We start from the raw sequence: 24,080 nt of genomic DNA, 5'->3' as shown, positions 1-24,080 counted from the left end.
ATACTTTCCCCCAGATTGATAATCCGGTATATGATATGATCTTAAACTGCCATTACTGGTCAAGCCGCTACTGGCAACCAAGGATATTTTCAGTACTCATCTGCACCCTACGCAGACCCAAGGAGCTTTAGCATGTCGGGCAAACCCCCTTTCAACCCCATAGCCGTGTTCTTTCTCTTATTCATGTTGTTGCTGCAAAGCACAGCGCAGGCCAAAGTGATGCAACAACCTAAGCTGGCCATTGTTGGTTCGGGACCTCTGGTTGCAAAAGGAAGCGGCCAGTCCATTCCAATCACCTATCAGCATATAGATGCGGTCGATGTAGAATTGTTGCGCCTCACCAGCGCCCATGACTTCCTCAGCCGCTACTATCTGACAGACAAGCTATATCCAAGTTCACTGGATCGATTGCAGTATACCTATGACAGTGTTTTTGCCGATAGATTTACCCTCCCCAAAAACACTCAGTCTGGTATTCAGTCGGCCCGATTACCGATTCCAAAGTCGCTGGCCAGTGGCTGGTATATCGTCGTGCTCAAAGCCCCGGGCATGTTTAATGAGTTACAGGCAAATCATCTGTTGCTGACCGATCTGGGCATTCAGGCAAAAGTGTTTAAGCAACACGCCAGCTTGCAGATCAACCGCCTGTCTACAGGACGCCCGATCAAAGGTGTCAAAGTTAAGGCCTTTCGCAAGCATGAGTTACTGAGAGAAACGAAAACCGATCAACATGGTGCTGTGCATTTTGATATCCAGCTGCATCGAGATGACATCATAGTCGCTGAATATCCCCATGATGAGGGCGAGCCTGAATATGCCTTGCTGCCGATTAAAGAGGTACCGCTGGATTTATCGGATTACCAGGTTGGCGGCCGCCCCTACCAGGATATGGAGGCATATATATACAGTAACCGGGATCTGGTTAAACCCGGCGAGACGCTGCCCATTAATATTTTACTGCGCGATGCCGATGGTGTTGCCATCACAGAGCAGCCTGTCACTTTGACTGTAACTAACCCCTTGCAGGAGGAGATACTGCGCACACAGCTGACACCAGGTGCGGCGGGCTTTTTCAATAAGCATTTATATACCGACCAAGGCTGGCCAACCGGACGCTATAAAGTCTCGGTGATGCTTGACCCAACCGCTCGCTCTGCCATTGGTCACTTTGAATTTCAGCTGGAAGAGTTTGTGCCAGAGCGCATGGATCTGACCTTCAGTGGACAAGAGGCATTTGTTACAGCAGGTAAATCCATGCCACTAACGGTGCAGGGGCGCTATTTATTCGGCAGCCCCGCTGCTGGAAACACCTTAAAAGCCAGCCTGGTGCATCGAGCCGTGCGCCATTACCCGGGTCCATTTGCCGACTTCTTCGTTGGCGAAGATTTTTATCTCAGCAATCGATTTCAAACACTACCTGATCAGCGCTTATCTGAACAGGGCAAGCTGGCCCTATCCCTGCCCACAGTGCGTGCCGATATGCTCAAAAGCCCGGTAGAAACTCAGGTGAACCTCAGCCTGCTGGAGTCTGGCGGCGCCGCAGTGCAACGACAACTTAGCTATACCAGCTGGAAATCCAGCCCAATACCCGCGATTAAGCCTGCCCAGGCTGAGTTCAAATATGCCTCAGACGCGCAATTTGAACTGGCGCTGCTCAGCCCAGATGGCCAACACTTAACAAGTGGAGAGCTGGACGTCGAACTCAGTTACGATCAGGGTCGTTATTTCTGGTTTTATGAAGAAGGCATAGGCTGGCGCCGTCAGTCTCAACCACAGTGGCGCAGTGAAGCCAAACAAACCGTGGTGCTTAATCAGGACACTCACACGGTGCAATTCCCCGTCGACTGGGGGAACTACCGTCTGACGATTACAGACAAGCAGAGCAAAGTCAAAACAGTTTATGACTTTTATGCTGGCTGGCACCGGGGGTATCAGCAGCTCAAAGCCAAACCACAGCACCTGTCAATGCAGCTGGATAAACGCCATTATCAGGCAGGTGACATGTTGGTCGTTGACCTGGATGCACCGGCCGATGGACAGCTACAGCTGGCACTCGAAGCCGACAGTGTACTTTGGACGCAAAGCCAGTCGGTTAGTAAAGGTAACACGACGCTACGTGTCCCGCTCGATAAATCGCTGGCCCGCCACGACCTCTACCTCAGTGCCACCTTGCTAAGCGGCCAGTCCAGCACACTGCAACGCCACTTTGGTATTGTTCCTGTCAGGCTGTCACGCGAGGACCGGGAACTGAAACTGGACCTGACTTTACCGGATAAGATTGAACCGCTTAAGCCGCTAACCGTGGAAGTTCAAACTTCAGATATCGCTGACTCACAGGCTGAACATAGCTGGGTCACACTGTCGGTTGTCGACAAAGGGATCCTGAATCTGAGCCGTTACTATCCGGTCGACCCGCATCACTATCTGTTCAATCAGCGTCGCTATGGTGGTGATGTGATTGACTTGTATTCACGACATTACGATAACCGTCCCGATCCGTTTGCTCAGTCCCGCTTTGGCAGTGACAGTAATGAACGCAGTGACAACCGCAACGACAACCTGGTCGAGAGTAAAACCGTGATCCTGATGACCCAGCCGGTCCAACTGATTGACGGTAAAGCCAGCATTACTGTCGATATGCCTGATTACAATGGTGAAGTACAAATCGTCGCAACCGCTTTCAATCACGCTCAGGTAGGCCATAAGGTCGAAGCTCGCCCGGTCAGTGCGCCGGTGATCGCAGAACTGAGCGTGCCGCGGTTTTTGGTGCCCAAAGATGAGACTTCTGTCACGCTGGACCTGCATAACGTCAGTGGCCGTGAACAGACTCTGTCAGTCACGGTCCAGCCCTCAGGCCCGGTGCAATTTGTTGATGAACACACATTTACGGTAACCCTGGACGACCAGGCCCATTGGAGTCGCTCCATGCGCGTACTTGTTGGCGCGACTCCCTGGTCGCATACTGCAACGATGCAAATTGAGTTGCAGGGCACAGAGATATCACAAACACGCAGCTGGTCTGTGCCCATCAAAGCGATTGAACCTCAGCTGGTGCAGGCGACCACGCTCATGTTAACGCCAGGACAAACTTATCAGGTCGATTCAAAGCTTTGGCAGGGGCTGCACGTCGATGAGACAGACCCTGGCACCTTATATGCCAGCCATACGCCCAGACTCCCCATCAGAGAATATGCATCTGCGCTGCGTGCCTACCCTTATGGATGCGCGGAGCAAACCACCAGTAAAGCCTGGCCCTTTTTACTTAAGCACCCTCAGCTTGACGGCTTGCTACAGCAAGCTTTGGACAGTGAGCAGGCAAAGGCCGGGCAACCTGACGATCCGCGTACACTGATCAGTCAGTCCGTACAACGACTGAAAACCATGCAAAAACCCAGCGGCGGGTTCGCACTGTGGGATGCCCAGGGAAATGAACAGCCCTGGTTAAGTGCCTATATAACCGAGTTTTTGACTCAGGCACACGCGGCTTTTCCGGGCACAGTGCCGCCAAGCATGCTCAATCGGGCCCACTATCGCATGCTCAGATACACCCGGGATAGCACAGTCGATGACCTGAGTCAGGACGCATTTGAGGCAACCGCCGCAAAGAGCTTTGCAGCTTACCTTGCCAGCCAGCGTGGCCAATTAAGCTACAGTGATCTGGAATCAATGCGGATCACTGAATACCCCTCCAGATTAAGTCTGCTGCACATGGCGTCTGCATTGGCCGACGTGGGAGCAATCCAGCAAGCCTCAGCTTTGCTCAGACAAGCACACACTTTTCATCGCACGGCTGATTATTTTGCGGATTATGGGTCAACCTTACGTGACGATGCCCAGTCAGCTCTGGTACTGACCAGACTGGCAAGACATACTGCGCTGCGGTCTCAGTCTCGCACATTACAAACTCAGTTACTTGAACAACTCCCCGATCAGGCCCTGAAAACCTGGCTCAGCACACAAGAGCGTGCGGCTTTACTGCGTACCGCGGTGCATATCAGCGAAGCAAACGCTCATCACCCGGTGCGACTAGAGATTGATGGTGAACAGACACAGGCGCCTGAAGTGGTGAGTCACACACTGTCACAGACAATGACACTCAGTAACCCGAATGACGAACCGCTTTACCTGCAATTAATGGCCAAAGGCCGACTGCAGCTGGACTCCAGTATTGCCAATGAAATCAGTCCCTTTAATACGCTGGATACCAAACGTATGGTCAGACGCCTGTTTGACCTGAACGGACAACCGCTGGACACGGCCCGCTTCAAAGTGGGTGAGCGACTGATGGTCGTTCTAGATATTCAAACCAAGGAACCAGTTCCGGACGCACTACTGATTGAACGTATTCCGGCCGGGTTTGTATTGGAAAACCCGGCCCTGATGCAAGGCCCGCCGATATCCCAGCTATTACCGGAGCACGTCAAGCTGGCCACCACAGACCACACAGAATATCGCAACGACCGCTTTGTGGCCGCGCTTAAACTCACAACCCGTAAATACCAGTTTGCTTATATACTGCGCGCCGAAGTGCCCGGCCTATATCAGGTACCTCCGAGTTACCTTGAGTCCATGTACCGACCTCATAAACATGTGATTTACTGGCAATACCCCTATCAAATGGAGGTCGTTCGCTAAGATGCCATGTGAGCGCAATAGTAATGGCCATTAGAGCAGCGCAACCGTTGCGTACTTTTCGGTTTGCACTGTGCACTGGGGTGCTATGCCTGCTTCTGCTGCAGTGGCTGGATTGGTATTACCCCTTGCCTGTGCCCTACCCGAATGGACCTGCAACGGTTGTGACATCCCGTGATGGGCAGCAGCTACGGTCATTCAGTGATGCCCGTGGTGTGCATCGCTATCAGGTCACGGTCTCGGACGTCGACCCTTTTTATCTGACAGCCTTACTGGATTACGAGGACCGTTGGTTTTATTATCACCCAGGTGTGAATCCGTTCGCCCTTTGTCGAGCATTGTGGCAATGGCTGGCATATGGCCGAATTATCTCCGGCGGTTCTACACTGACCATGCAGGTTGCCAGACTGCTGGACCCACACGAGCGCTCCGTTGTAGGAAAATTGAAGCAAATCGCCAGAGCACTGCAACTGGAATGGCACTACAGCAAGTCCGAAATCCTGACTTTGTATCTCAATCTGGCACCCTTTGGCGGCAACATAGAAGGCGTCGAAGCTGCCTCGCGGCGTTATTTTAACAAGCCCGCTCGCTCACTTTCGATTAATCAGTCTGCTCTACTCGTCGTGTTGCCACAAAAGCCTTCATACAATCGTCCGGATCGGTACCCTGAGCGTGCCAAAGCAATGAGAAACAAGGTACTCAGGCGCCTGGCTGGCAGCCAGTTGCTCTCACCCGAACAACTCACTTTGCTTAGCCTAGAAGCCGTGCGTTTGGAACAAACTATGCAGGCCCCGCTGGCGCCCTTGTTAAGCCGCAGACTGAAGCGTCAACACCCCGGTCAGCATGTGATCCGCACAACGCTGGACTACGATTTACAACAACGCCTGAGTCAATTGCTGGCAAATACCAAACCCAGATTAACCGGCAAGAGCTCGGCAGCCGTACTAATCGTGCACAATCAGCGCGCCGAAGTGCTGGCCTATCAGGGTTCCGTTGATTTTAACGACGACAGTCGTTTTGCCCATGTCGATATGATCCGTGCAGTACGCTCGCCTGGCTCAACACTCAAACCTTTTATCTATGGACTGGGCCTGGACCTTGGCCTGATCCACAGCCAGAGCCTGATGAGCGATATTCCAAGTAATTTCGATGGCTATAAACCACAAAACTTAACAGGACGTTTTAGTGGTGCCGTCAGTGCTACCAAGGCGCTGCAACACTCTCTCAATGTCCCTGCTATTCAGCTATTACACCGGATGGGTGCCAAGCGCTTTGAACACCAGTTACGTCATGCGCAGGTTCAATTGCATCATCAGGATGCCAATCTGGCTGTCGGACTCGGTGGCACAGGCATAGAGTTAATGGAGCTGGCGCGTTTATACCGTTCGCTGGCAAGCCAGGGCAAAGTGCAAGACTTGTCGCTTGTTTCGGACAACCCAGGTTATCCTCGCCCGGAATTTTCGCTGCTCTCGCCCGCAGCAAGCTGGATCACCTTTGATATGCTGAGCCAACTTTCTGCACCGGATCGGGTTGTCCCCAGCAACCGACGTAAAATAGCCTGGAAAACAGGAACAAGTTATGGCTATCGGGACTTCTGGTCGGTCGGTGTCAGCCCGGACTATACCGTGGCAGTTTGGGTGGGTCGGCCGGATGCCAGCCCGGTGGTTGGATATCTGGGTGCAACGCGCGCCGCGCCGCTGATGTTTGATGTGTTCGACCTACTGCCCCAAGACACCCGCAGTCTTGCAAAACCAGCGCAGGTCATATCAAAGCAGATCTGCTGGCCAGGGGGCCTTGCAAGTGACAATACACCCGCTGATGTATGTCACAAACAGTTGCAGGCATATACACTCAATGGCATGACACCGCCGACTATGCACAGTGAGGGAGATTTCGTCACTGAGTCCCGCTGGCCGGCAGAGCTTGCTACCTGGCTGGCATCCAATAATGCCCCTCTTTTACAGCGCAGAGAAAATCAGATCCGTATCACTCAGCCACGCAGTGGTCAGCATTATTACAGGGAACAAATATCAGAATTAAGGTTGGCGGTAACGGGGGCAGAGAGTATGCCCTCAGATGCTGTGCGTTGGTATATCAATCATGTACCACATACCGATGCGACTTTGTCGTTGTCAGATTATCTGGGGGATGTGGTTATCACGGCTTGCCTGGCAGAACACTGTGATCAGCAGCATATTGTGATACACCCCTGATGTTTGCTGGTCACTTCATCGCAGTTTTTAGATAATTTACGACTGTATTTAAATCAACCAGGCGCTGCTGCGCCTCTTCTTTGCTGATCCCCTGAATGGCTTCATAATCGTCAAGAAAAATGGCACTGTCATAATCGCCCGTAGAGGCATTTCTGACGTACACCAGCACATAGCAATACCGTAAAATAGAATCCAAATAACGGAAGAACTCGATGTCATCAGCACTGAGGTCAGGTTTTACCCCACCGCCAAGTCGATTAATAAACACCTGTTTAACATAAACACTCTGCTCACCCAGAGTGTATTTAACAACACCGTAACAGCCATTGTTATTGATTGATTCAGAGCAGATATCTGCGGCTGGTAGTAAGCCAGTCTGATGCATAATTTCATTCCTGATAACATTAGTTTCATATAATGTTAGAACAAAATTACAAAATAACTATAAATTGACATGAATAACCCCCAAAAGAGTGCCTGTGAACTCTTTTGGGGAAATTTTATCGATTTTCGGTTCTAAATGTAGTCACAGTTATGTCAGGCTGAATCAGACACTGCGCGTCGCCAGTGCCGGAGAGACTCTGGCGGCCATCCAGGCAGGTTGACACACGGCCAGCTGCCCCACAACCAGAATGACACCCGCCACCTGAAACAGATAGACTACCGGCACTGGCGCCATATCAAAGTGGTTGACTAACTGTACATTTGCAAGCAATGCACAGATCACACCGACCACAATGCCCACTGATGTCACAATGGCGTTTTCTGTCATGCAATAACGCAGTATGTCTGTCCGGCTGGCCCCCAATGCTCTGCGGGTGCCAATCTGCTTGCGACGTTTAACCACAGTAAACCTGGCCTGGCCGAATATTCCCAACAAGGTCAGAAGCACCAGTCCGGCAATCACCCAGTACAGCGTCTTAATTGCGGCCGTTTCCGATTTGAACTTGTCTGTCCGTATCTGCTGATAATCCATCATTTTATCCAAATGACGGCCCGGTGTTTTCATCAGCTCTTTAACCACCTGTTGTTTAGCCTGCTCCAGCTCTCCTGGTCTTGAGCGGATCAACATTTTATAGTTGCTACTGATATGCCGTAACGGGATCAATACCGTATTGGCATGAGAGTACCAGCCAGGCCAGACGGACTTCAGTTCTTTAACGACCCCCTTGACAATAAAAGGCTCATAATTGAGGTAAACCGTAGTCCCCAGAATCGCACGCCAGTCATCCGGATAATACAACTCAGCAAACCCCTTAGATACCACCGTTTGCGTCGTGTCAGCGCTAAAGTCTATCGAATCCTGGACTTCTCCCTCACTTGGTCCTTCTCCGGCTATCAACTCTAATCCCATAGTCGCAATAGCATGTTCATCTCCGGTGAAATAACCCGTATAGATATTCATATCTTCTTCGGTGGGTCCCAGCCCCGTTGGCGCATAGCTCCCCCAGTCGCTAAGTGGAAATGAATTCATCACAGTAACATTTTCAACACTTGGAAGGGCACGCACATCACGCAGGTCCTGCTTAACCAGTGCAATCATTTCCTCAGCTTCACTACTTTGTACGTTAGTGTGTAGTGTAAAAATCACCTCTTCATCCAGACCACTTGGCTCAATCAGCAAAGCTTCTTTTTGAATGATCAGGTACACGGCATTAACCAAAATAGTAAAGGTCACGGCAATTTGTAAAATCAGTAACAATGGTGCTGATTTGGAGCGCCACAGAGTACTCAAAATCGGTTTTAAATCTTTCATGTGACGACTCCTATAAACTCTTCAATTGAGCCGAAGGCTGGATCTGAGCAGCCCGATAGATAGGCCACAATCCAAACACCGTGCTGCTCACCACTGCCAGCACCACTGTCATAATCACCAGCGGGAGAGTCATCTGCATCAAGCCCTCTGGTAAATGAGCAAAAATATCGGCAGTTAAGCGCAAGCCAAGCTGAGCCAAGGCCAGGCCCAGAAAGCCTCCCAGGGTGCCAATAAGCACCGTCTCACAGCCAAATTGCATGGCAATATGTTGCTTGCTGGCGCCGACCGCTCTGCGCAGTCCCACTTCTGCCCCTTTACCATAAAACTTGATGAGCATCAGGCCCATGCAATTGAGTAAGCATGCCACCAAAAATGCAATGGCCAGCCAAACAGCAATAAAGTCGTCTTCTTCTACGATCTTATCTTCTTTAAGCGATTCTTTGATGTTAAAAACCTTGCTCAGGTTTTCACGAGCAAAGCGCCCCGACCCTTTTTGTTGCTCTACATAGGCGTTAATGTGATCCATGTAATCGCTGCGTTGTGCCGCTGACGACAACTCCACCCAGTAGCGGACCCAGACACATTCAGAGGCCAGGAACGTCGCCAGTGAACTGTCATCCAGTGGAGCCCAGCATTGCCAGCTCATTTCGCCCTTTGACAATAAGTTATTGTTTATCTGAAACTGGAATGGGGTGAATATGGGAAAGGGCAGGCTATGTGCGTGTTGACGTCCATGAAAGACCTGAGGAAGCGGCGACCAGCTGTCGAGTACCCCAACGACTCGAGCCAGGTGCCTACCAATTAATATGTGCTGACCCACGGAGTTGGCCCCAGAAAATAGCCGATAGTTTGTTTGCTTATCTAACACCACCAGCGCAGCCCCTTCTTTGTCTTCGATATCAGACCAGGGAGAGCCATACAAGAAAGGGACATTGAACATATCAAAAAAGTCATTGTTGACTGAATTGACACGCAACATTTTTGCCTCTTTTTCTGTCTGAGACTCACTGCGCACCATATTCTTATACATCACCACAGCGGTTTGACGTTGCCCTTTCGCTTCTTCCAGCAGATTCATCGCATCCATATAAGTCAGCATAGGTGGGATCACTTCTTCCCCTCTGGCTATCTGGTAGGCTTTGTCCGGACTCCAGCTGCTTAAACGCACTGAGAAGGTGCGCTCACTTTTCTCGGGTAACGGGTCCTTTGCCATCATGATACTAACGGTAGAGGTGATCATGGTAGCCGCAATGCCCATTGCGATTGTGCCTATCATGAGCGCGCTTAACAAAGGTGTTTTTTTAAGGCTTATCCAGGCAATCTTGAAATAGTAACCTATTAGCATGTCAACCTCCTGCTGACATGCCGGTAAGGAACCATAAAAGGTACAAACAATTCCCATTTCGTATAATGAAGTAACATACTTATTCCTTTATTATTATTTAGTATTTCCTTTGTTCAGAAGCCACATCATGTGGCCGCTGATTTAAACACTACGTGTTGCCAATGCGGGCGAAACACGTGCTGCCTGCCACGCTGGCTGGATCACGGCAAGCTGACCTGCGGATAGCATAATCACTGCACCAACCAGCAGATAGTATGCCGGAACAGGGGCTAAGCCAAAATAGCTCACCAACTGAGTGTTAACTAATACCGCACAGATCACGCCAATGACCACCCCAACAAGCGTAACAATCAGATTTTCCATCAGGTAATAACGTAATACCTGCACCTGGTTAGCGCCCAACGCACGACGAGTACCAATTTGTTTGCGTCGCTTCAGAATCGCGAAGCGTGCCTGACCAAATATCGCCAGCATAGTCAGTACCAGCAGTCCAACCAATACCAGCTTCAGAGTTTCCAGCTCCGCAACATCAGTGCGATAGCTTTCTTCCCGCGTCTGGCTAAAAGGTTTGAGCTTGTCAATTTGTCTGCCTGGCGTCGCCAGCAGCATGGCCTTCACATCAGACATTGCCTGCTCCAGCACGCCAGGTTGTGCTTTCACCATAATGCCAACCTTGTCATGAACTTCGAACGTTGGAGATAGCACAACGTGATCGAACAGTCGCCAAAAACTCCAAACAGCTTTGAGATTATCCACCACGCCAATTACCTGTTGCGGCTCATTCTGAACATACAAAGTTTTGCCCAGGACATCTCGCCAGTTATCAGGGTGTAATGTCTGCGCGAGCGCTCTGGAAACCACCACTTTTCCGCCAGATTGTGCGCCAAAATAGGAGTGCGAGACATCGCTTTGTTCAAACCATTGTCCCGCAATAAGATCCAGATCTAGCGTGTCGCGACTGTCGAAGTTACTGCCATAATAACCGCTTGCGGTGAGCTTATCCTCATCTGCAGGCCCATAACCAATATCGACAGATCGCCCAAACCCACTCATAGGCACCGATGTCACAGGAATGGCATTGTCTACCGAGCTCAGTCCCTTGATATCTCTTATAACCTGCTCAAACTCAGCCACTTTGGCATCGCCCTTTTCCTGCAGATTAATAAACAATGAAAACACCTGAGACTCATTGAGGCCACTGGGGGCGGTCACTTTATCGTGCTTTTGTGAGACCATATAGACAGCGTTGACAAAAATCGTAAAGGTCACTGCTATTTGCAATATCAGTAACAAAGGAGATGTTTTGCTGCGCCAAATCGTTTTAAGAATCACGGTAAAATCTTTCATGATCCGCTCCTACAGACTCTTAAGTTGGCTAGAGGGCTGGATCTGAGCAGCTCGATAAATTGGCCACAGCCCAAACAGAATACTGGTCACAATAGATAACCCGAGTGTCATGAGCATAATCCTTAAATCCATTTGCATAATGTTGGCATTAAGGTAAGTAAATATTTGCTGTACCAGTTGTAGTCCCAGCTGCGCAAACAGCAGACCCAGCAGGCCACCAAACAACCCAATCAGAAAAGCTTCACACAAAAATTGCCAGCAGATATCGTGGCGACTGGCACCAACTGCACGCCTGAGCCCTATTTCACTCCCTTTGCCATAAAACTTAGTCATCATCAGACTCATGCAATTGAGCAGACAGGCCAGTAAAAATGCAAATGCCAGCCACACCGCCATATCATTTTCGTTACTGAGGACTTTCGCCCAGCGCAGATACTCATCTATGGTAAATAATCGACTGAGATTTTCTCTGGCAAAACGACCCGCCTGTTTCTGTTGTTCAACATAGGCGTTAATAAAGTCCATATACTGAGCTCTGTCTGAACCCGACTCCAGCTCTACCCAATAAAAGAGCCAAACGCAATCTGACGCCATAAAGTCGCTAAACGCAACATCTTCAATATCTTGCCAGCACGCCCAGGTCACATCATTGCGTGAAAAAATCTCCTGGTTTATCTGATATTCAAGAGGAGTAAAAATTGATTCAGGATCACGATAAGCATGAGAAGACAAGTAGTAGAATTTCGGGATCGGGAACCAGTCGTCCATTACCCCGACGATTTGCATCAGAGCATCACCTAAGATGATGTGGCGCCCTACCGAGTTAGCACCATCAAACAACTCTTCATTCAGTGTTTTAGTGATAACAACAACCTGATTCCCTGCACTATCATCCTGCTCAGACCAGGCGCCACCGTATAAAAAGGGCACATCGAACATCGCAAAGAAGTCGTTGTGGGTAGTACGTATCATCCGCATCTGCGCATCGCGTTGAGCTTGTTCTTCAGCACGACTCATCATTTTAAACAGACCAAGCGCCGACTCACGATGCGCCTTACCAGCCATTTTGAGGTTTTTCGCATCCCGATAGGACACCATTTCCGGAATTTCTTCCTGACCATCGGCCGTGCGGTAGGGCTGATCAGGACCCCAGACACTTAACTGAACGGTGAAAACACGGTCACTTTTAGCAGGTAAAGGATCTTTGGTTTTCATGTAGCTGACGGTGTAGGTCACCATCGCGGCTGCAATACCCAACGCGATTGTGCTCACCATAAGTACACTCAATAAGGGTGTCTTACGTAAGCTGAGCCAGGCCAGCTTAAAGTAATAAGTTAGCATATGTATTCCTAAGCAATTGCTTGCTCTGGGGCACGACGCTCACTCAATACACCATCTTTGATCTCAATGATCCGCTGTGCCTGACTGGCTTGTTCAGTGTCGTGTGTCACCATCAAAATACTAGTGCCTTGGGCATTAATGTCTTTGAGCAATGACATGATGCCATCTGCCATTTTAGAGTCCAGGTTACCCGTTGGTTCATCCGCTAACAAAAATGCAGGGCTGCCCGCAAGCGCCCGTGCAATAGCGACACGCTGCTGCTGTCCACCGGATAGCTGCTGTGGGTAATGATCTTTGCGACTCGCCAGGCCGACCTGTTGCAGCGCGTCCATCACTCGCTGCTTTCGCTCAGTGGCGCTGAAGCTGCGATAGCGCAATGGCATCTCCACGTTGTCGTACAAGTTAAGTTCTGGAATTAGATTAAAGCCTTGAAAAATAAAGCCTATCTTTTCATTTCGTAAACGTGATTTTTGCTTATCTGACAGACCCGTTACGTCTTTACCGTCTAGCGTGTACTGGCCTTCACAATAGTCTTCCAGCAACCCCGCAATATTTAGAAAAGTTGTTTTACCTGAACCGGATGGGCCTATCACAGCAACAAACTCGCCTTGCTGTACTTCCAGGTCAAATGGTTGCAGCGCCTGAGTTTTTACCGTATCCGTGTAATAAGCTTTCGCCAGCTTTGACATTTTAAGCATAAAATTTCCTTATGGTTTGTCTTTATTCTTATTGATGAGAAGCAAGAATGCATCTCACTTCGACAGACACGCACAGGGAATACCTGCCCCCGTGTACCGCGCTGGCAGCTTTACGGGCTAATGTCTAAAATTAAGTCCGTATACGGCTGACCAACGAACTCAAGAAGGTACACAAAAATCCATTTAAAGTCACGTTTTTTAACGTTCCATTAAACTAATAAGTCAATTGAATTTATCGACTACATTTGTTCTAGGTGTTTGAAAGTAATAATTAAGCAAAAATTTTAGCATTTTGGTTTGTTAACAAAAAAGAGAGTTTATCGGCTGGCTAGAATATTTCTTTAACCTGTATTTTAATTTGTATAAGCGAGGGAAACATGAGCAATACTATTGAGCCATTTTTACATTACCTGAATCAGCTGCGGGCCATAATGCAACGTGAGGACATGACGGAAAACTTACTGGCTCAGCGGCTGTGCCCAGATATGTTCCCACTGCATCAGCAGGTGTCCACAGCAGCCGCATTGTCACTACGATGCTGCTGCCCTCTTTTCCATAAAGAAGTGATCAACTTTAAGCGCCCGACGGCCAGTGTGAGTAATCTATTAGAAGAGTTGGACGACACCATAGAATACCTGACTAATTTGCACAACGATCCCTGGGAGTCAATGCCAGCCAGTATCACCTTTGTAGCCGGGTTTGCCAACCACACGCTGGAACCTGACAAGTATTTTCAGTTTTACGCCTGGCCTAACTTTCTTTTCCACTGCTCGATGGCCTATGCGATCCTCCGCACGGCAGGGCTACCTTTAAGTAAGGGGGACTTTGATGGTTTTCATCGCTATCCACCGGGGTTTTCATTTCCATCTTGAAGTCCTTATGCAAACGGCCGATAACCGTTTAACTTTAAGTAACAAGGATAAGGTTATTTATGAAGCTTCACTTTCACAGCAATGCAGGCAAGGCTGCGATGGCCAGTCAAAGTCGCATCGCAGAAAACTCGCAAGAAATTTCTGAGCATATTCAGAACCAGGTGCTCTCAGCCGGTGCCCCCGATGATACCCCACTTAACGACGCGCAATTCACGATACTGCAACCAGCGCAGGGTAACGACTTCGCCTCTGCATTTACTTACCCAAGGCCAAATGCGCAACTGCCGGACTATATCGGTTTCAAACGATTTCATATTACCAGTCAGGAAATGACTAAGAATGAGCATGGCCAGCTGAGTACTCAATATGCCTATGGCGACCTGACTGATAAAGATGATATCAATGCCTTTTTAGCCCAGCTTGATCGCCTGCCACCCGAGCAAAGAAATAAGCTCGAACATATCAAGCCCAGTAAATCGCTTTTATCCCTGGCTGAGCGCCTGGACGATGATGCGCTCTCCCAGCTTGCAGATATTTTGATAAGCGCAGGTAATACCTCCATATTTGCGCAAGAGAAGCGAAACCACGTACCTGACGAGCTTGTTGAAGCCCTCTCAAGCCTGCCCGATGATATTCTTCACGATACCATGCAGACATTCGCCAGCCTGACTGAACAAGGTGACACCTATCAGGCACCCACCTCGCCAGTGGGTGTGGATGAAAAAGGCCGTGAACGCATTCTGATGACCTCATCTGACCGGGATAAGTACTGGAAGCATCAGCTGGCTCAGCCCCCGGAAGATCTGCAATTGTTACACAGCTACACAGACTTACTTATTAGCGGGAAATTTAAAGGGGACGACCTGAGCACCCTTAACACGCACTTGCAGGAAAGTACCTTCTCTCAGAGTCGTGGCATACTGGATATGGCAAACGTTATAAAACCTTTTGAGAAACACAGTATGCTGGCCATGCTGGACGAAGCAGACAAAGAAAGTGAGCACAATGTTTTCGCTTATTTGAGTCAACAAGTTGACCTGTCTGCACACCGCCAATACTACCAGACGGAAAAGAATGATGTGGTCGTGCAACAGGACCTGCCCCCCAGCGAATCCGACCGTGGGCGTCTTTACTCCGATATTCTCACCGCATACGACGAATATGGGCTGGGATGGATTAATGATGCACTGGAACATACAGCAGGCACGCCACCGCAAATACAACAACAGCTATGGGGGCAATTACTTGATGACGCAGAGCATTTTAACGAGCAGTTCGTGCGTTCCGATGCGTTGGAAAGCTGGGCAAGCCTTGCAATCCCCCCCTTGTTACAGGCATTTCATGACAAGCAAATTGACGACATTCGCGATTACAATAGTGAACGAATACTACCCGATTTCCTTGGAAACCTAACCTTCTTAGGTGGAATGAAGCATGCCACAGCTCAGCCCGGCTCCAGTCAGGTTGAGTCTCAAGTAATGCCTGAAAACTAATCTGCTAGCCTGCCGGCAGATAACGCCGGCTCCCAGGCTTACTCTTCCCTCACAGTCTAATAGTTGCAGCCAAATCTGATTAGGATATGATACCGTCACTTTAATCTGCGCTCATCAAACTAATAATTCAAAGAGCATTTTATATGAACAAAGCATTTTTTACATTGGTACTGCTACTCTCGGCCCTGACTTCACAGGCATGGGCTTCAACCTTTAAACTGGACAGGCACCGGGTGGTTCTCGATCAGGAAACTCGTCGCGGTGAGTTACGCATATACAATACCTCAGACAGTCTGCAAAGTTACCGGGTATCACTGATAGATATGGAAATGGATGCAACGGGCTCCCTGAAAATTGCTGACCAATATCAGTTCTCTGCCAAGCCTTATCTTCGTGTAGGTCCCAGGGTTGCCAAAGACGTATTACCCAAACAATTTCAAAAAATCCGCCTGATGAAAAAAGGCAAAATCCCTGACGGTGAGTTTCGTGCCCACCTGATGGTTGAAGCGCTCAGCGCCAGTTCATCACAACCACAAAGTGGTGCCGTTACAGTACGAGCCAATTACAAAGTGATTATTCCTGTTTTTATCAAGAATACGTCATCCAGTACAGAACTGACTTTCGGTGCTGTGGCCTTCAGCAAAGACACCAAAAATATGCTCGTCAGCTTGCATAAACAGGGTCCGGGCCATACCAGCGCAAATTTGGTTGTGATGGAAGGCGAAGAAGAGCTTTTTCGTATCAACCAGTTCAGCTTGTATCCCGAGCTAAGCCAGCGTGATATGTCTCTTCCGCTTGAATATCAGTCCCTGATCGACAAAAAACTGACATTACGTCTGGAAGATGTTGAATCTAAAGAACTCCTGAAGGAGCAAACCGTCACTATTTCTGAGCAAATGCTGAAATAATGATAGCCAGTTTGCTGACCAGTTTTGCTCTGTTATCGACGACCGCTCAGGAAGTCGATACTTTGACATATCTGAAGCAACAACAGCAAAATCAAACCCTTTCCACTGGGATCAGCATCAATTTATTGACACCTCTAACCTTCCCACCACTTAAACAGACCCCGGTAACCTGGGAAGGCGCCACCTGTAAGGCAAATGGGCGAAAAAACAATAAAACAGTTAAAAAGTCACTCTGCCCGGGTTTAAGAGGCTATAAAGCTGAATTCGAAATCACTGGCCAGCCCAGGAGTTACGTGGACATAGAAGTATATGGAAACGAAACAAAGCAGGGTTTAACCTTTACAGTACAAAACAAATCAGGAGGCTTTAATAAGCGCGTAAGAATAAAAAAATCAGGAGTTGGCACGTTTAGTGCAGGAGGTATTGTAACGCTCAGTAACGCCTATGAAACAGGCAGCGGGGAGTACGCTTTCAGCTACACAGTTACTGCGGTATACCAATAATAATTAAGGAAATAAACAATGCTAAAAAAAACCTCCAGCGCAATCGCACTATTAGCTATGAGTTTTGGTTCTGTGGCAGCAACTTATCAGGTTGATGTTAATCTGGTCGTGGAACGTGCACCAATCCAAATCGAGCAAACAACGCCAATGAGTTTCCCGGAGCTACTGGTAAACGAAGCATCTAAAAATGGTGACGGCTGTTATGCGGTAGACACGCCCTTTGCTAATCCTACTGCTTCAGCGTTATGTAACGATCCTAATGTAGGTGGTCAGCAAGGTATCTTCACCGTACGAGGTACCCCTCGTGCAATTGTGAGCTACTCATATTCTGCGCCTGACCAAATTCAGGACGGGCTGAGATTTGCTCTGACACCTTTCTCTTCAGCAGTTCAGCTGAGTGCAGGTGGTGAGGCGTCAGTCTCAATGTCAGCAGTGGTAATGCTTGAAGACAAAGATATTGCCATCAACGCACCTGGTACCAAAACATTTACTTATGATTTTGTTGCGGCTTACCAGTAAGATCCCCATCATTTTCTAAAGGTCCGGCCCAGCCGGGCCTTTTGCATGCAGTATCTTTATCTCTTTTTCTTATTGTGCTTTTCCTCCTTGGTCTACTCTCGGGAAGTAGGCGATGTCGCCGATTTTATCTTTGCTGATTTGTATATTGATAAGCAGCTCTTTCCTGAGGGCACTGAGCTCATTACCCCAGATTACGACCATTACTTTATATCACAGGCCAATCTGAACACCTTGCTGACCAGTGAGTTAACCATCGATTTTTCAAGTAAAAAAGTGTCAGGTCAGTTGTGGGGGGAAACCGTGAACTTCTCCGTCGATGAGGAGAGCATAGTCACTCTGGATGGTGAGCCCCATATCAGGACAGATCAGCTAAGCCAGCTCAACATAGCGTCTACCTTCAATGCCCGAACTCAGGTGCTCATTGTTGACACACAACAACGACACCCTAAGTCCCTGGAAAAAAAGCGCGAAGAGCGCAAACTCATCCTGACGGCCATGAATAAAAAACGTGCCAACCAGGTGGTGTTAAAAGACCAGTACCAGTGGTACACAGCACCCTATGTCGATGTACAGCTGTCTGCTTCACAAAGTAAGCACAATACAAACTCAACCGCCTATGTGACAATAAATCAGGACTTAGCACATCACCAGGCGAACATTGTCCTGACCGAATCTAATCAGGATCAGCTCAACGGCAAATTACTGCTCACACGAGAACTTTCCGATAAGATTGAATACCAGGTTGGTGACTTGCAGGGAATTTCAGGTGTGTTACTTGATAGCAGCGGCGGCGGCCTGGGTATTCAATACGGGACACAGCACAGTGCAACTGGCAAGCCGCTGATTATTGAAGGTCACGCAGAGCCCGGCAGTGATGTCGAACTATACCGTAACGACGCATTATTTGATTTAGTACGTGTTAATGACAGTGGCCAGTATCGCTTTCGCCCACTGCAGATTTATAACTCAGAGCATAGCTATCATCTGATGATCCAGCATCCCGACGGACGGCGTGAACGTCGAGAGGTCATGACGCAAGCTAAGTCAGGTTATAACGCCGGACAGTGGTATCCAACCCTGACCGCCTATACAACAAAGGCCTCTGTACTGAGAAAAACACGTTTTAATCCCGAAGAGAAGTACATCAACCCGCAGTTTAACTATGTCCTGACCGATCAGGATGAGATCAATTTTGGCAAAGAGTGGCTGCACAACCTGCGAAAAAAAAAGTCATTGTATTATCTCGGCTGGGAGCGTATTGGGCAGCCGGGTAAGGCAAAATGGCATGTCAAAGCAGGTAAAGACGAACACTGGTATTATGACTTTAAGTGGCTCAAGCCGCTTAGTGAAGTACACAACGTCAGCCTGTCCGCACAAAAAGGAGTTGGCCTCTTTGGCTCAGAAAAGATCAATACATTAAGCTATGAACTCAATCTCTCCGACTGGCAGGCCAGCTCCTCGTTTGGCCTCAGCCGGATAAACAAAGTACAGTTCAAATCTTTGGATACTTATCTCAGCTATCGTTCAGGGTCCGGGAGCCTCGCAGGCAGCTTCGGCCACATTGAAGGCGGCGACTCCAGAGAACAAAGCTATTCACTGATAGGCAGTTTGAGCGGTAACTGGGGAAGAGCCAGACTCAACTGGAATAAAACCCAGGGGCTGTTTGAGCTGAACACGCTCGCTTTAAGTTATGCCCATCAGTTTGCCGGGTACTATGGTACCTTGCAGCTGAGACGGTCACTGTCTGAGCGCCGTAATGTCTCATCGCTGACCCTGTCAAAAACCTTTGATAGTCTGGCTATCAGCGCCAATGCCGCCTATCACGAAGCCAGTGGCTGGCAATTTGGTCTGTCGTGCTCATTTTCATTCTATGGTCCCAGCCCATTGAACACTATGACCAGCCAGAGTGCCCGAAACAACAGCGCACTGAAAATTCGTGCATTTTATGACAGAAACAGCAACCAACGCTTTGACGCCTCCGAGCCCTATCTGCCTCATGTCACCATTATGCATAATGGCAATGAGGCCGACATGCTGGAACAGGGAGATGAAAAAACCTTGTTATATCTGCCAGGCAACCGCCCGGCGACCTTAGAGATAGAACACAACGAAATGGGTGCACTTTACCTGCAACCTGAGTTTGGCTTGATTGAAGCCAACCTGCACCCCGGGGCAAATCAGACACTCGACATCCCCTTTCACCTGCAGTTTGAGGCCGAGGGTCTGATCATACTGATGAATAAAAATGGCGAAGAAGCTGATATCAGTGGCCGGATCCCGATTGCACTGACCCGCCTGACAAGTGGCGAAAAAACCGTGCTTTACACAGAGCCAGATGGGTTTTTCTTTTTTGATAAGCTCAAACAAGGGGCGTACCATCTGGAAATCTCTCCAGACTATATCGAGGACAAAGCACTTACCTGCGATCCTTGCCAGTTATCTTTTACATTGAACGAACAGAGTGAGCAACTAGTGGTGCTGGATGACTTGAGGCTTATTCCGAATGACATTGCTGACCCAGTCCACTAGCGCTTTCGCCAACTAAACTGACGGCGATATGCGGTGGGCGTCATGCCCGTCTGAGTTTTAAAAAACTGATTGAAATACGCCGCACTGCTAAACCCACACTGCTGTGCCACCACGCTAATGGGACGACGCTCCGTCGCCAGCAAATGCTGAGCTCGCTGACGTCGCTGTAACGCACAATACTGTGAAAACGAGCAGCCAAGCTCATTTTGAAACCAGCGTTTTAAGGTTGCTGTGCTGACATTAACATGGCTTGCACATTCAGCCAGGCTTGGTTGCTCAGCGACTCGGTTGGCGATAAATGCCTGCACACTGGCCAGACGCTCACTGTTACGCGAATAGCCAGATTGGAACCCGATTGCCGGGCTGGCCTGCAGTTCATCCAGGATCTCACACAATAAAGTTATCCTACGCAGCGGACTTGCAGCGTGAAGCGCCAGACAAGATTCACGGACACGCTCTGCAGTCTCTCGATTAAACACCAAGCCACTGTCAATGCCATCCAGCCAGTGCTGCATTGCTGCCAACTCAGGGATCCGGCCTCCCAGTAAAGCCTTTGGCCACAACACCACGACTACCAGTTCTGCTGTCTCATAGGGTACCTGGCAATCCCAGGTATGAGATACGCCCGGTGCGATCAGGGCCAGATCTATGTCAGCAAACTCATGGATCGCCTCGCCAATAAATCCACGACCTCGGGCACCCAGAGTAAGGATCAGCTCGAAGCAGTCATGCTGATGCCACTCAAACAGGACTCCCTGCTCAGCAATATGTTTCACCCGTACGGACTGATTCAGTGCAAATCGCACTGGGGCAGGTTTACCAGTATTCAATATCAAACTTAAGCCAATATTCAAATATTTTGAGCCAATAACTAAAATACTAAGTTGTCAGTTTGGCAAAGTAAACACTCGATTTTGTACCCGGAAGTAACTATGAATTTTGTTTTTGATTTGGATGGCACCACCGTATTCCATGCCCAGCGCATGCAAGACGACATTAAACATGCCCTGCTAGCGCTAGAGCGCAGTGGTGGCAACCTGTATTTCGCCACAGCCCGGCCACTCAGAGATACTTTGCCGGTCTTGCCTGAATGCTTCTGGCACCACCCCATCATTGGCTGTAATGGCGCCATGTTCAGTCAGAACAAAGCCGTGATCAAAGCCCATAGCTTCGACCCCGTTCAGGTGCAAACCCTACTCTGCTGGCTGGATAACCACGAGATAGCGTACTTGTTTGACGGCCACTGGCAGTATGCCATCTCTGATAAGCCTCACCATTTTCATCAACATGTGGCCGAACTTGGCATCCCTCCAGGTAACAATGAGACCCTAAGGCAAGAGCCCATTGTGAAATTGCTGGTGTTAGAAGAGGATCGTCATAATGAGGTCAAGCAAGTGTGTGAGCAAACACTAAGCAGCTATGAGATTTATCATCACAATGGCCATCATTGCTTTGATCTGGTACCCGCACGCAGCAACAAGCTCATGGCACTGCTGGAGCTTGGCCTGAATATGCAGCAAACCGTTTGTTTTGGTAACGACGTCAATGACATTGCAATGCTCGAAGCTGCCCGGCAAGCCTATGTTATCGGCGAACAGATAGCGCCAAAGTGTGATTTTATCCGCCTGACAGAGGAAAGTGTGGCTGATACACTGTGCCAGCTGGCAAACGAATTTAGAGAATAAGAATGCACAAAGAACCTTATACCTCGCCCATCTCGGAATACACTAATGAAGATGATAGGCAACAGGGCTTAGCCAATATACTGGGAATTGGTTTGCTGATGATTATACTGAGCCTGTTCTTGTTGGATCTGCCCGATAAAACCTCCTTAAGAGAGGTGTCAGGTCAGTTGGGTGAACCCTATCTGTCTAGTACCGCCTGTGGTAAAGCCAAGTGCTATTTCATCAAGATAAACACCGGCAGTACTCAAATGGTGTTGCACAAAAAAACCAATGCGCCTCTTAAGCCGGGCGACAATGTGCAATTACTGGTCAAGTATCGCGCTGATATTTCGGCATATACCGTGTATGAAGTAATCAAAGAAGATGGGGTTACACTCAAAAGCTATTCACAGTTTGTTTTGGAAAACAATCTCTGGAGATTGTTCCTGTTTATTGCTGGCCTGGGTTTGTGCGCAATCGCGTTTGCACTTCGCAAAAAACCCTGATTACTCGCTGCCAGCCTATATAAAGCCATATCAGGTTATACTGCAATAACCTTCCCCCCCAGCCGCGATTTAGTGCTAAAATCGCGGCAATTGAATTTAATGAGCACCCCTTATGCTGTCTTGTAACAACATCACCATGCAGTTTGGCGCCAAGCCGCTGTTTGAAAATATCTCGGTCAAATTTGGCGACGGTAATCGCTACGGTCTGATCGGTGCCAATGGCTGTGGTAAATCGACCTTTATGAAGATCCTCAGCAAAGAACTGGAGGCCAGCGCAGGCAACGTCTCTTATGATCCGAATGAGCGCATTGCCAAGCTAAACCAGGATCAGTTTGCCTACGAGGAATTCTCGGTGGTCGATACGGTGATCATGGGTCACAAAGAGCTATGGGAAGTGAAACAGGAACGCGACCGCATTTATGCTTTGCCGGAAATGAGTGAAGAAGACGGCATGAAAGTCGCCGACCTTGAAACTCAATTCGCAGAAATGGATGGGTATGCCGCCGAAGCCAAAGCCGGTGAGCTGTTGCTGGGCGTGGGCATCCCAACAGAGCAGCACTACGGACCTATGTCAGAGGTGGCACCAGGCTGGAAACTGCGGGTATTGCTGGCTCAGGTACTGTTTGCCGAACCAGATATCATGCTGCTCGACGAACCGACCAACAACTTGGACATCTATACCATCAAGTGGCTGGAAGACGTACTGAATCAGCGTGACTGCACCATGATCATCATCTCGCACGACCGTCACTTTTTGAACTCGGTATGTACTCACATGGCCGATATCGACTATGGTGAGCTGCGTATTTATCCGGGCAACTATGACGAATACATGCTGGCTGCCACTCAGGCACGGGAGCGCCTGCTTGCTGACAACGCTAAGAAGAAAGCCCAGATCACTGAACTTCAGCAGTTTGTTTCTCGCTTCTCGGCGAATGCCTCTAAAGCGAAGCAAGCCACGTCGCGTGCCAAACAGATTGATAAGATCCAGCTGGAAGAAGTTAAAGCTTCAAGCCGTCAAAACCCGTTTATTCGCTTCGAACAGTCCAAACAATTGTTCCGCAATGCGCTGGAGCTGGAAACCCTGTCGCAAGGTTATGAAGAGGTGCTGTTTAGTGGCCTCAATGGCTTAGTTGAAGTGGGTGAAAAAGTCGCCATCATTGGTGAAAACGGCGTAGGTAAAACAACCTTGCTTAACACCCTGGCCGGGCGTATGGCGCCTAAGTCGGGCGCGTTTAAGTGGTCAGAAAATGCCAACATTGGCTACTATGCCCAGGATCACGCGGACGAGTTCGAAAAAGACCTGGACCTGTTCCAGTGGATGGAACAATGGCAACAGGAAGGTGACGACGAGCAGGTCGTACGGGGTTTCCTGGGTCGTATGCTGTTCTCACAAAACGACATTAAAAAGTCAGTTAAGGTGATTTCCGGGGGTGAGCAAGGTCGCATGCTGTTTGGTAAGCTGATGATGCACAAACCTAACATTCTGTTGATGGATGAACCGACCAACCACATGGACATGGAATCCATTGAATCATTGAATATGGCACTGGAACAGTACGAAGGCACCTTGTTCTTCGTGTCACACGACCGCCAGTTCGTATCGTCTTTGGCCACCCGTATATGGGAAATCAAAGACGGTCAGATCATTGACTTCCAGGGGACTTATGACGAGTACCTGGCAAAACAGGCTGCTGAACAGTAAGCCTGTTTATCTGGCCGTACCCTGCGGCCAGAGTTTCTTTCAACGTGTT

General features: G+C 49.0%; 18 protein-coding genes. 11 read left to right on the top strand and 7 right to left on the bottom strand.

What is annotated here, in order from left to right; genetic code table 11:
* Window positions 1–132 precede the first annotated feature (132 nt).
* Together CWB99_RS01485 and pbpC are read left to right on the top strand one after the other, a co-directional pair.
* On the top strand, window positions 133–4,635 hold the full coding sequence (locus CWB99_RS01485; RefSeq protein WP_138553313.1) for an alpha-2-macroglobulin family protein: 4,503 nt from the start codon (window positions 133–135) through the stop codon (window positions 4,633–4,635).
* An 8-nt stretch (window positions 4,636–4,643) separates the two neighbouring features.
* Window positions 4,644–6,845, top strand: a complete 2,202-nt coding sequence (pbpC, locus tag CWB99_RS01480) for a penicillin-binding protein 1C (protein ID WP_249331598.1) — start codon at window positions 4,644–4,646, stop codon at window positions 6,843–6,845.
* A gap of 10 nt (window positions 6,846–6,855) precedes the next feature.
* On the opposite strand, the gene CWB99_RS01475 is transcribed toward pbpC, so the two are convergent.
* The 6 genes from CWB99_RS01475 to CWB99_RS01450 all read right to left on the bottom strand — a co-directional run bounded on the left by CWB99_RS01475 (window position 6,856) and on the right by CWB99_RS01450 (window position 13,332).
* Entirely contained in the window at window positions 6,856–7,230 is a 375-nt protein-coding gene (locus CWB99_RS01475; protein ID WP_138553312.1) for a hypothetical protein, read from the bottom strand.
* A gap of 162 nt (window positions 7,231–7,392) precedes the next feature.
* The gene (locus CWB99_RS01470) at window positions 7,393–8,601 is read right to left on the bottom strand and encodes an ABC transporter permease (protein ID WP_138553311.1); all 1,209 of its coding nucleotides are present in this window, start codon (window positions 8,599–8,601) and stop codon (window positions 7,393–7,395) included.
* A gap of 10 nt (window positions 8,602–8,611) precedes the next feature.
* Complete coding sequence (locus CWB99_RS01465) at window positions 8,612–9,946, bottom strand: ABC transporter permease (RefSeq protein WP_138553310.1); 1,335 nt, start codon at window positions 9,944–9,946, stop codon at window positions 8,612–8,614.
* A gap of 141 nt (window positions 9,947–10,087) precedes the next feature.
* A complete protein-coding gene (locus CWB99_RS01460) occupies window positions 10,088–11,293 on the bottom strand; it encodes an ABC transporter permease (protein WP_138553309.1) in 1,206 nt (401 codons plus the stop codon).
* Between the two features lie 9 nt (window positions 11,294–11,302).
* Window positions 11,303–12,634, bottom strand: coding sequence for an ABC transporter permease (locus CWB99_RS01455; RefSeq protein WP_138553308.1), 1,332 nt, complete (start codon window positions 12,632–12,634; stop codon window positions 11,303–11,305).
* A gap of 8 nt (window positions 12,635–12,642) precedes the next feature.
* Entirely contained in the window at window positions 12,643–13,332 is a 690-nt protein-coding gene (locus CWB99_RS01450) for an ABC transporter ATP-binding protein (protein WP_138553307.1), read from the bottom strand.
* A gap of 377 nt (window positions 13,333–13,709) precedes the next feature.
* On the opposite strand from CWB99_RS01450, the gene CWB99_RS01445 reads away from it, so the two are divergent.
* The 6 genes from CWB99_RS01445 (at window position 13,710) to CWB99_RS01420 (ending at window position 20,156) form a co-directional block, all read left to right on the top strand.
* Complete coding sequence (locus CWB99_RS01445; protein WP_138553306.1) at window positions 13,710–14,204, top strand: DUF1993 family protein; 495 nt, start codon at window positions 13,710–13,712, stop codon at window positions 14,202–14,204.
* A gap of 59 nt (window positions 14,205–14,263) precedes the next feature.
* The gene (locus tag CWB99_RS01440; protein WP_138553305.1) at window positions 14,264–15,697 is read left to right on the top strand and encodes a hypothetical protein; all 1,434 of its coding nucleotides are present in this window, start codon (window positions 14,264–14,266) and stop codon (window positions 15,695–15,697) included.
* 143 nt (window positions 15,698–15,840) lie between these two features.
* Window positions 15,841–16,605, top strand: coding sequence for a hypothetical protein (locus CWB99_RS01435; RefSeq protein ID WP_138553304.1), 765 nt, complete (start codon window positions 15,841–15,843; stop codon window positions 16,603–16,605).
* 11 nt (window positions 16,606–16,616) lie between these two features.
* Window positions 16,617–17,108, top strand: a complete 492-nt coding sequence (locus tag CWB99_RS01430; protein ID WP_138553303.1) for a hypothetical protein — start codon at window positions 16,617–16,619, stop codon at window positions 17,106–17,108.
* Between the two features lie 18 nt (window positions 17,109–17,126).
* On the top strand, window positions 17,127–17,627 hold the full coding sequence (locus tag CWB99_RS01425) for a hypothetical protein (protein WP_138544846.1): 501 nt from the start codon (window positions 17,127–17,129) through the stop codon (window positions 17,625–17,627).
* A gap of 45 nt (window positions 17,628–17,672) precedes the next feature.
* On the top strand, window positions 17,673–20,156 hold the full coding sequence (locus CWB99_RS01420; protein WP_138553302.1) for a hypothetical protein: 2,484 nt from the start codon (window positions 17,673–17,675) through the stop codon (window positions 20,154–20,156).
* Here CWB99_RS01420 and CWB99_RS01415 read toward each other — a convergent pair.
* Window positions 20,153–20,986: an AraC family transcriptional regulator gene (locus CWB99_RS01415; protein WP_138553301.1), complete on the bottom strand. Its 834-nt coding sequence runs from the start codon at window positions 20,984–20,986 to the stop codon at window positions 20,153–20,155. The two genes, CWB99_RS01420 and CWB99_RS01415, sit on opposite strands and share 4 nt — an antisense overlap.
* A gap of 102 nt (window positions 20,987–21,088) precedes the next feature.
* Between CWB99_RS01415 and CWB99_RS01410 the strand changes: the two genes are divergently transcribed.
* The 3 genes from CWB99_RS01410 to CWB99_RS01400 all read left to right on the top strand — a co-directional run bounded on the left by CWB99_RS01410 (window position 21,089) and on the right by CWB99_RS01400 (window position 24,031).
* The gene (locus tag CWB99_RS01410; RefSeq protein ID WP_138553300.1) at window positions 21,089–21,841 is read left to right on the top strand and encodes an HAD family hydrolase; all 753 of its coding nucleotides are present in this window, start codon (window positions 21,089–21,091) and stop codon (window positions 21,839–21,841) included.
* Window positions 21,842–21,843: 2 nt separating this feature from the next.
* On the top strand, window positions 21,844–22,326 hold the full coding sequence (locus CWB99_RS01405; protein ID WP_138553299.1) for a hypothetical protein: 483 nt from the start codon (window positions 21,844–21,846) through the stop codon (window positions 22,324–22,326).
* 112 nt (window positions 22,327–22,438) lie between these two features.
* The gene (locus CWB99_RS01400) at window positions 22,439–24,031 is read left to right on the top strand and encodes an ABC-F family ATPase (RefSeq protein ID WP_138553298.1); all 1,593 of its coding nucleotides are present in this window, start codon (window positions 22,439–22,441) and stop codon (window positions 24,029–24,031) included.
* Window positions 24,032–24,080: the final 49 nt, after the last annotated feature.

The sequence above is a fragment of the Pseudoalteromonas rubra genome (assembly GCF_005887095.1).
GTDB classification, from domain to species: domain Bacteria; phylum Pseudomonadota; class Gammaproteobacteria; order Enterobacterales; family Alteromonadaceae; genus Pseudoalteromonas; species Pseudoalteromonas rubra_E.
Note: the sequence above shows the minus strand (reverse complement) of the source record. Positions and strands in the feature narration are given on the sequence as shown.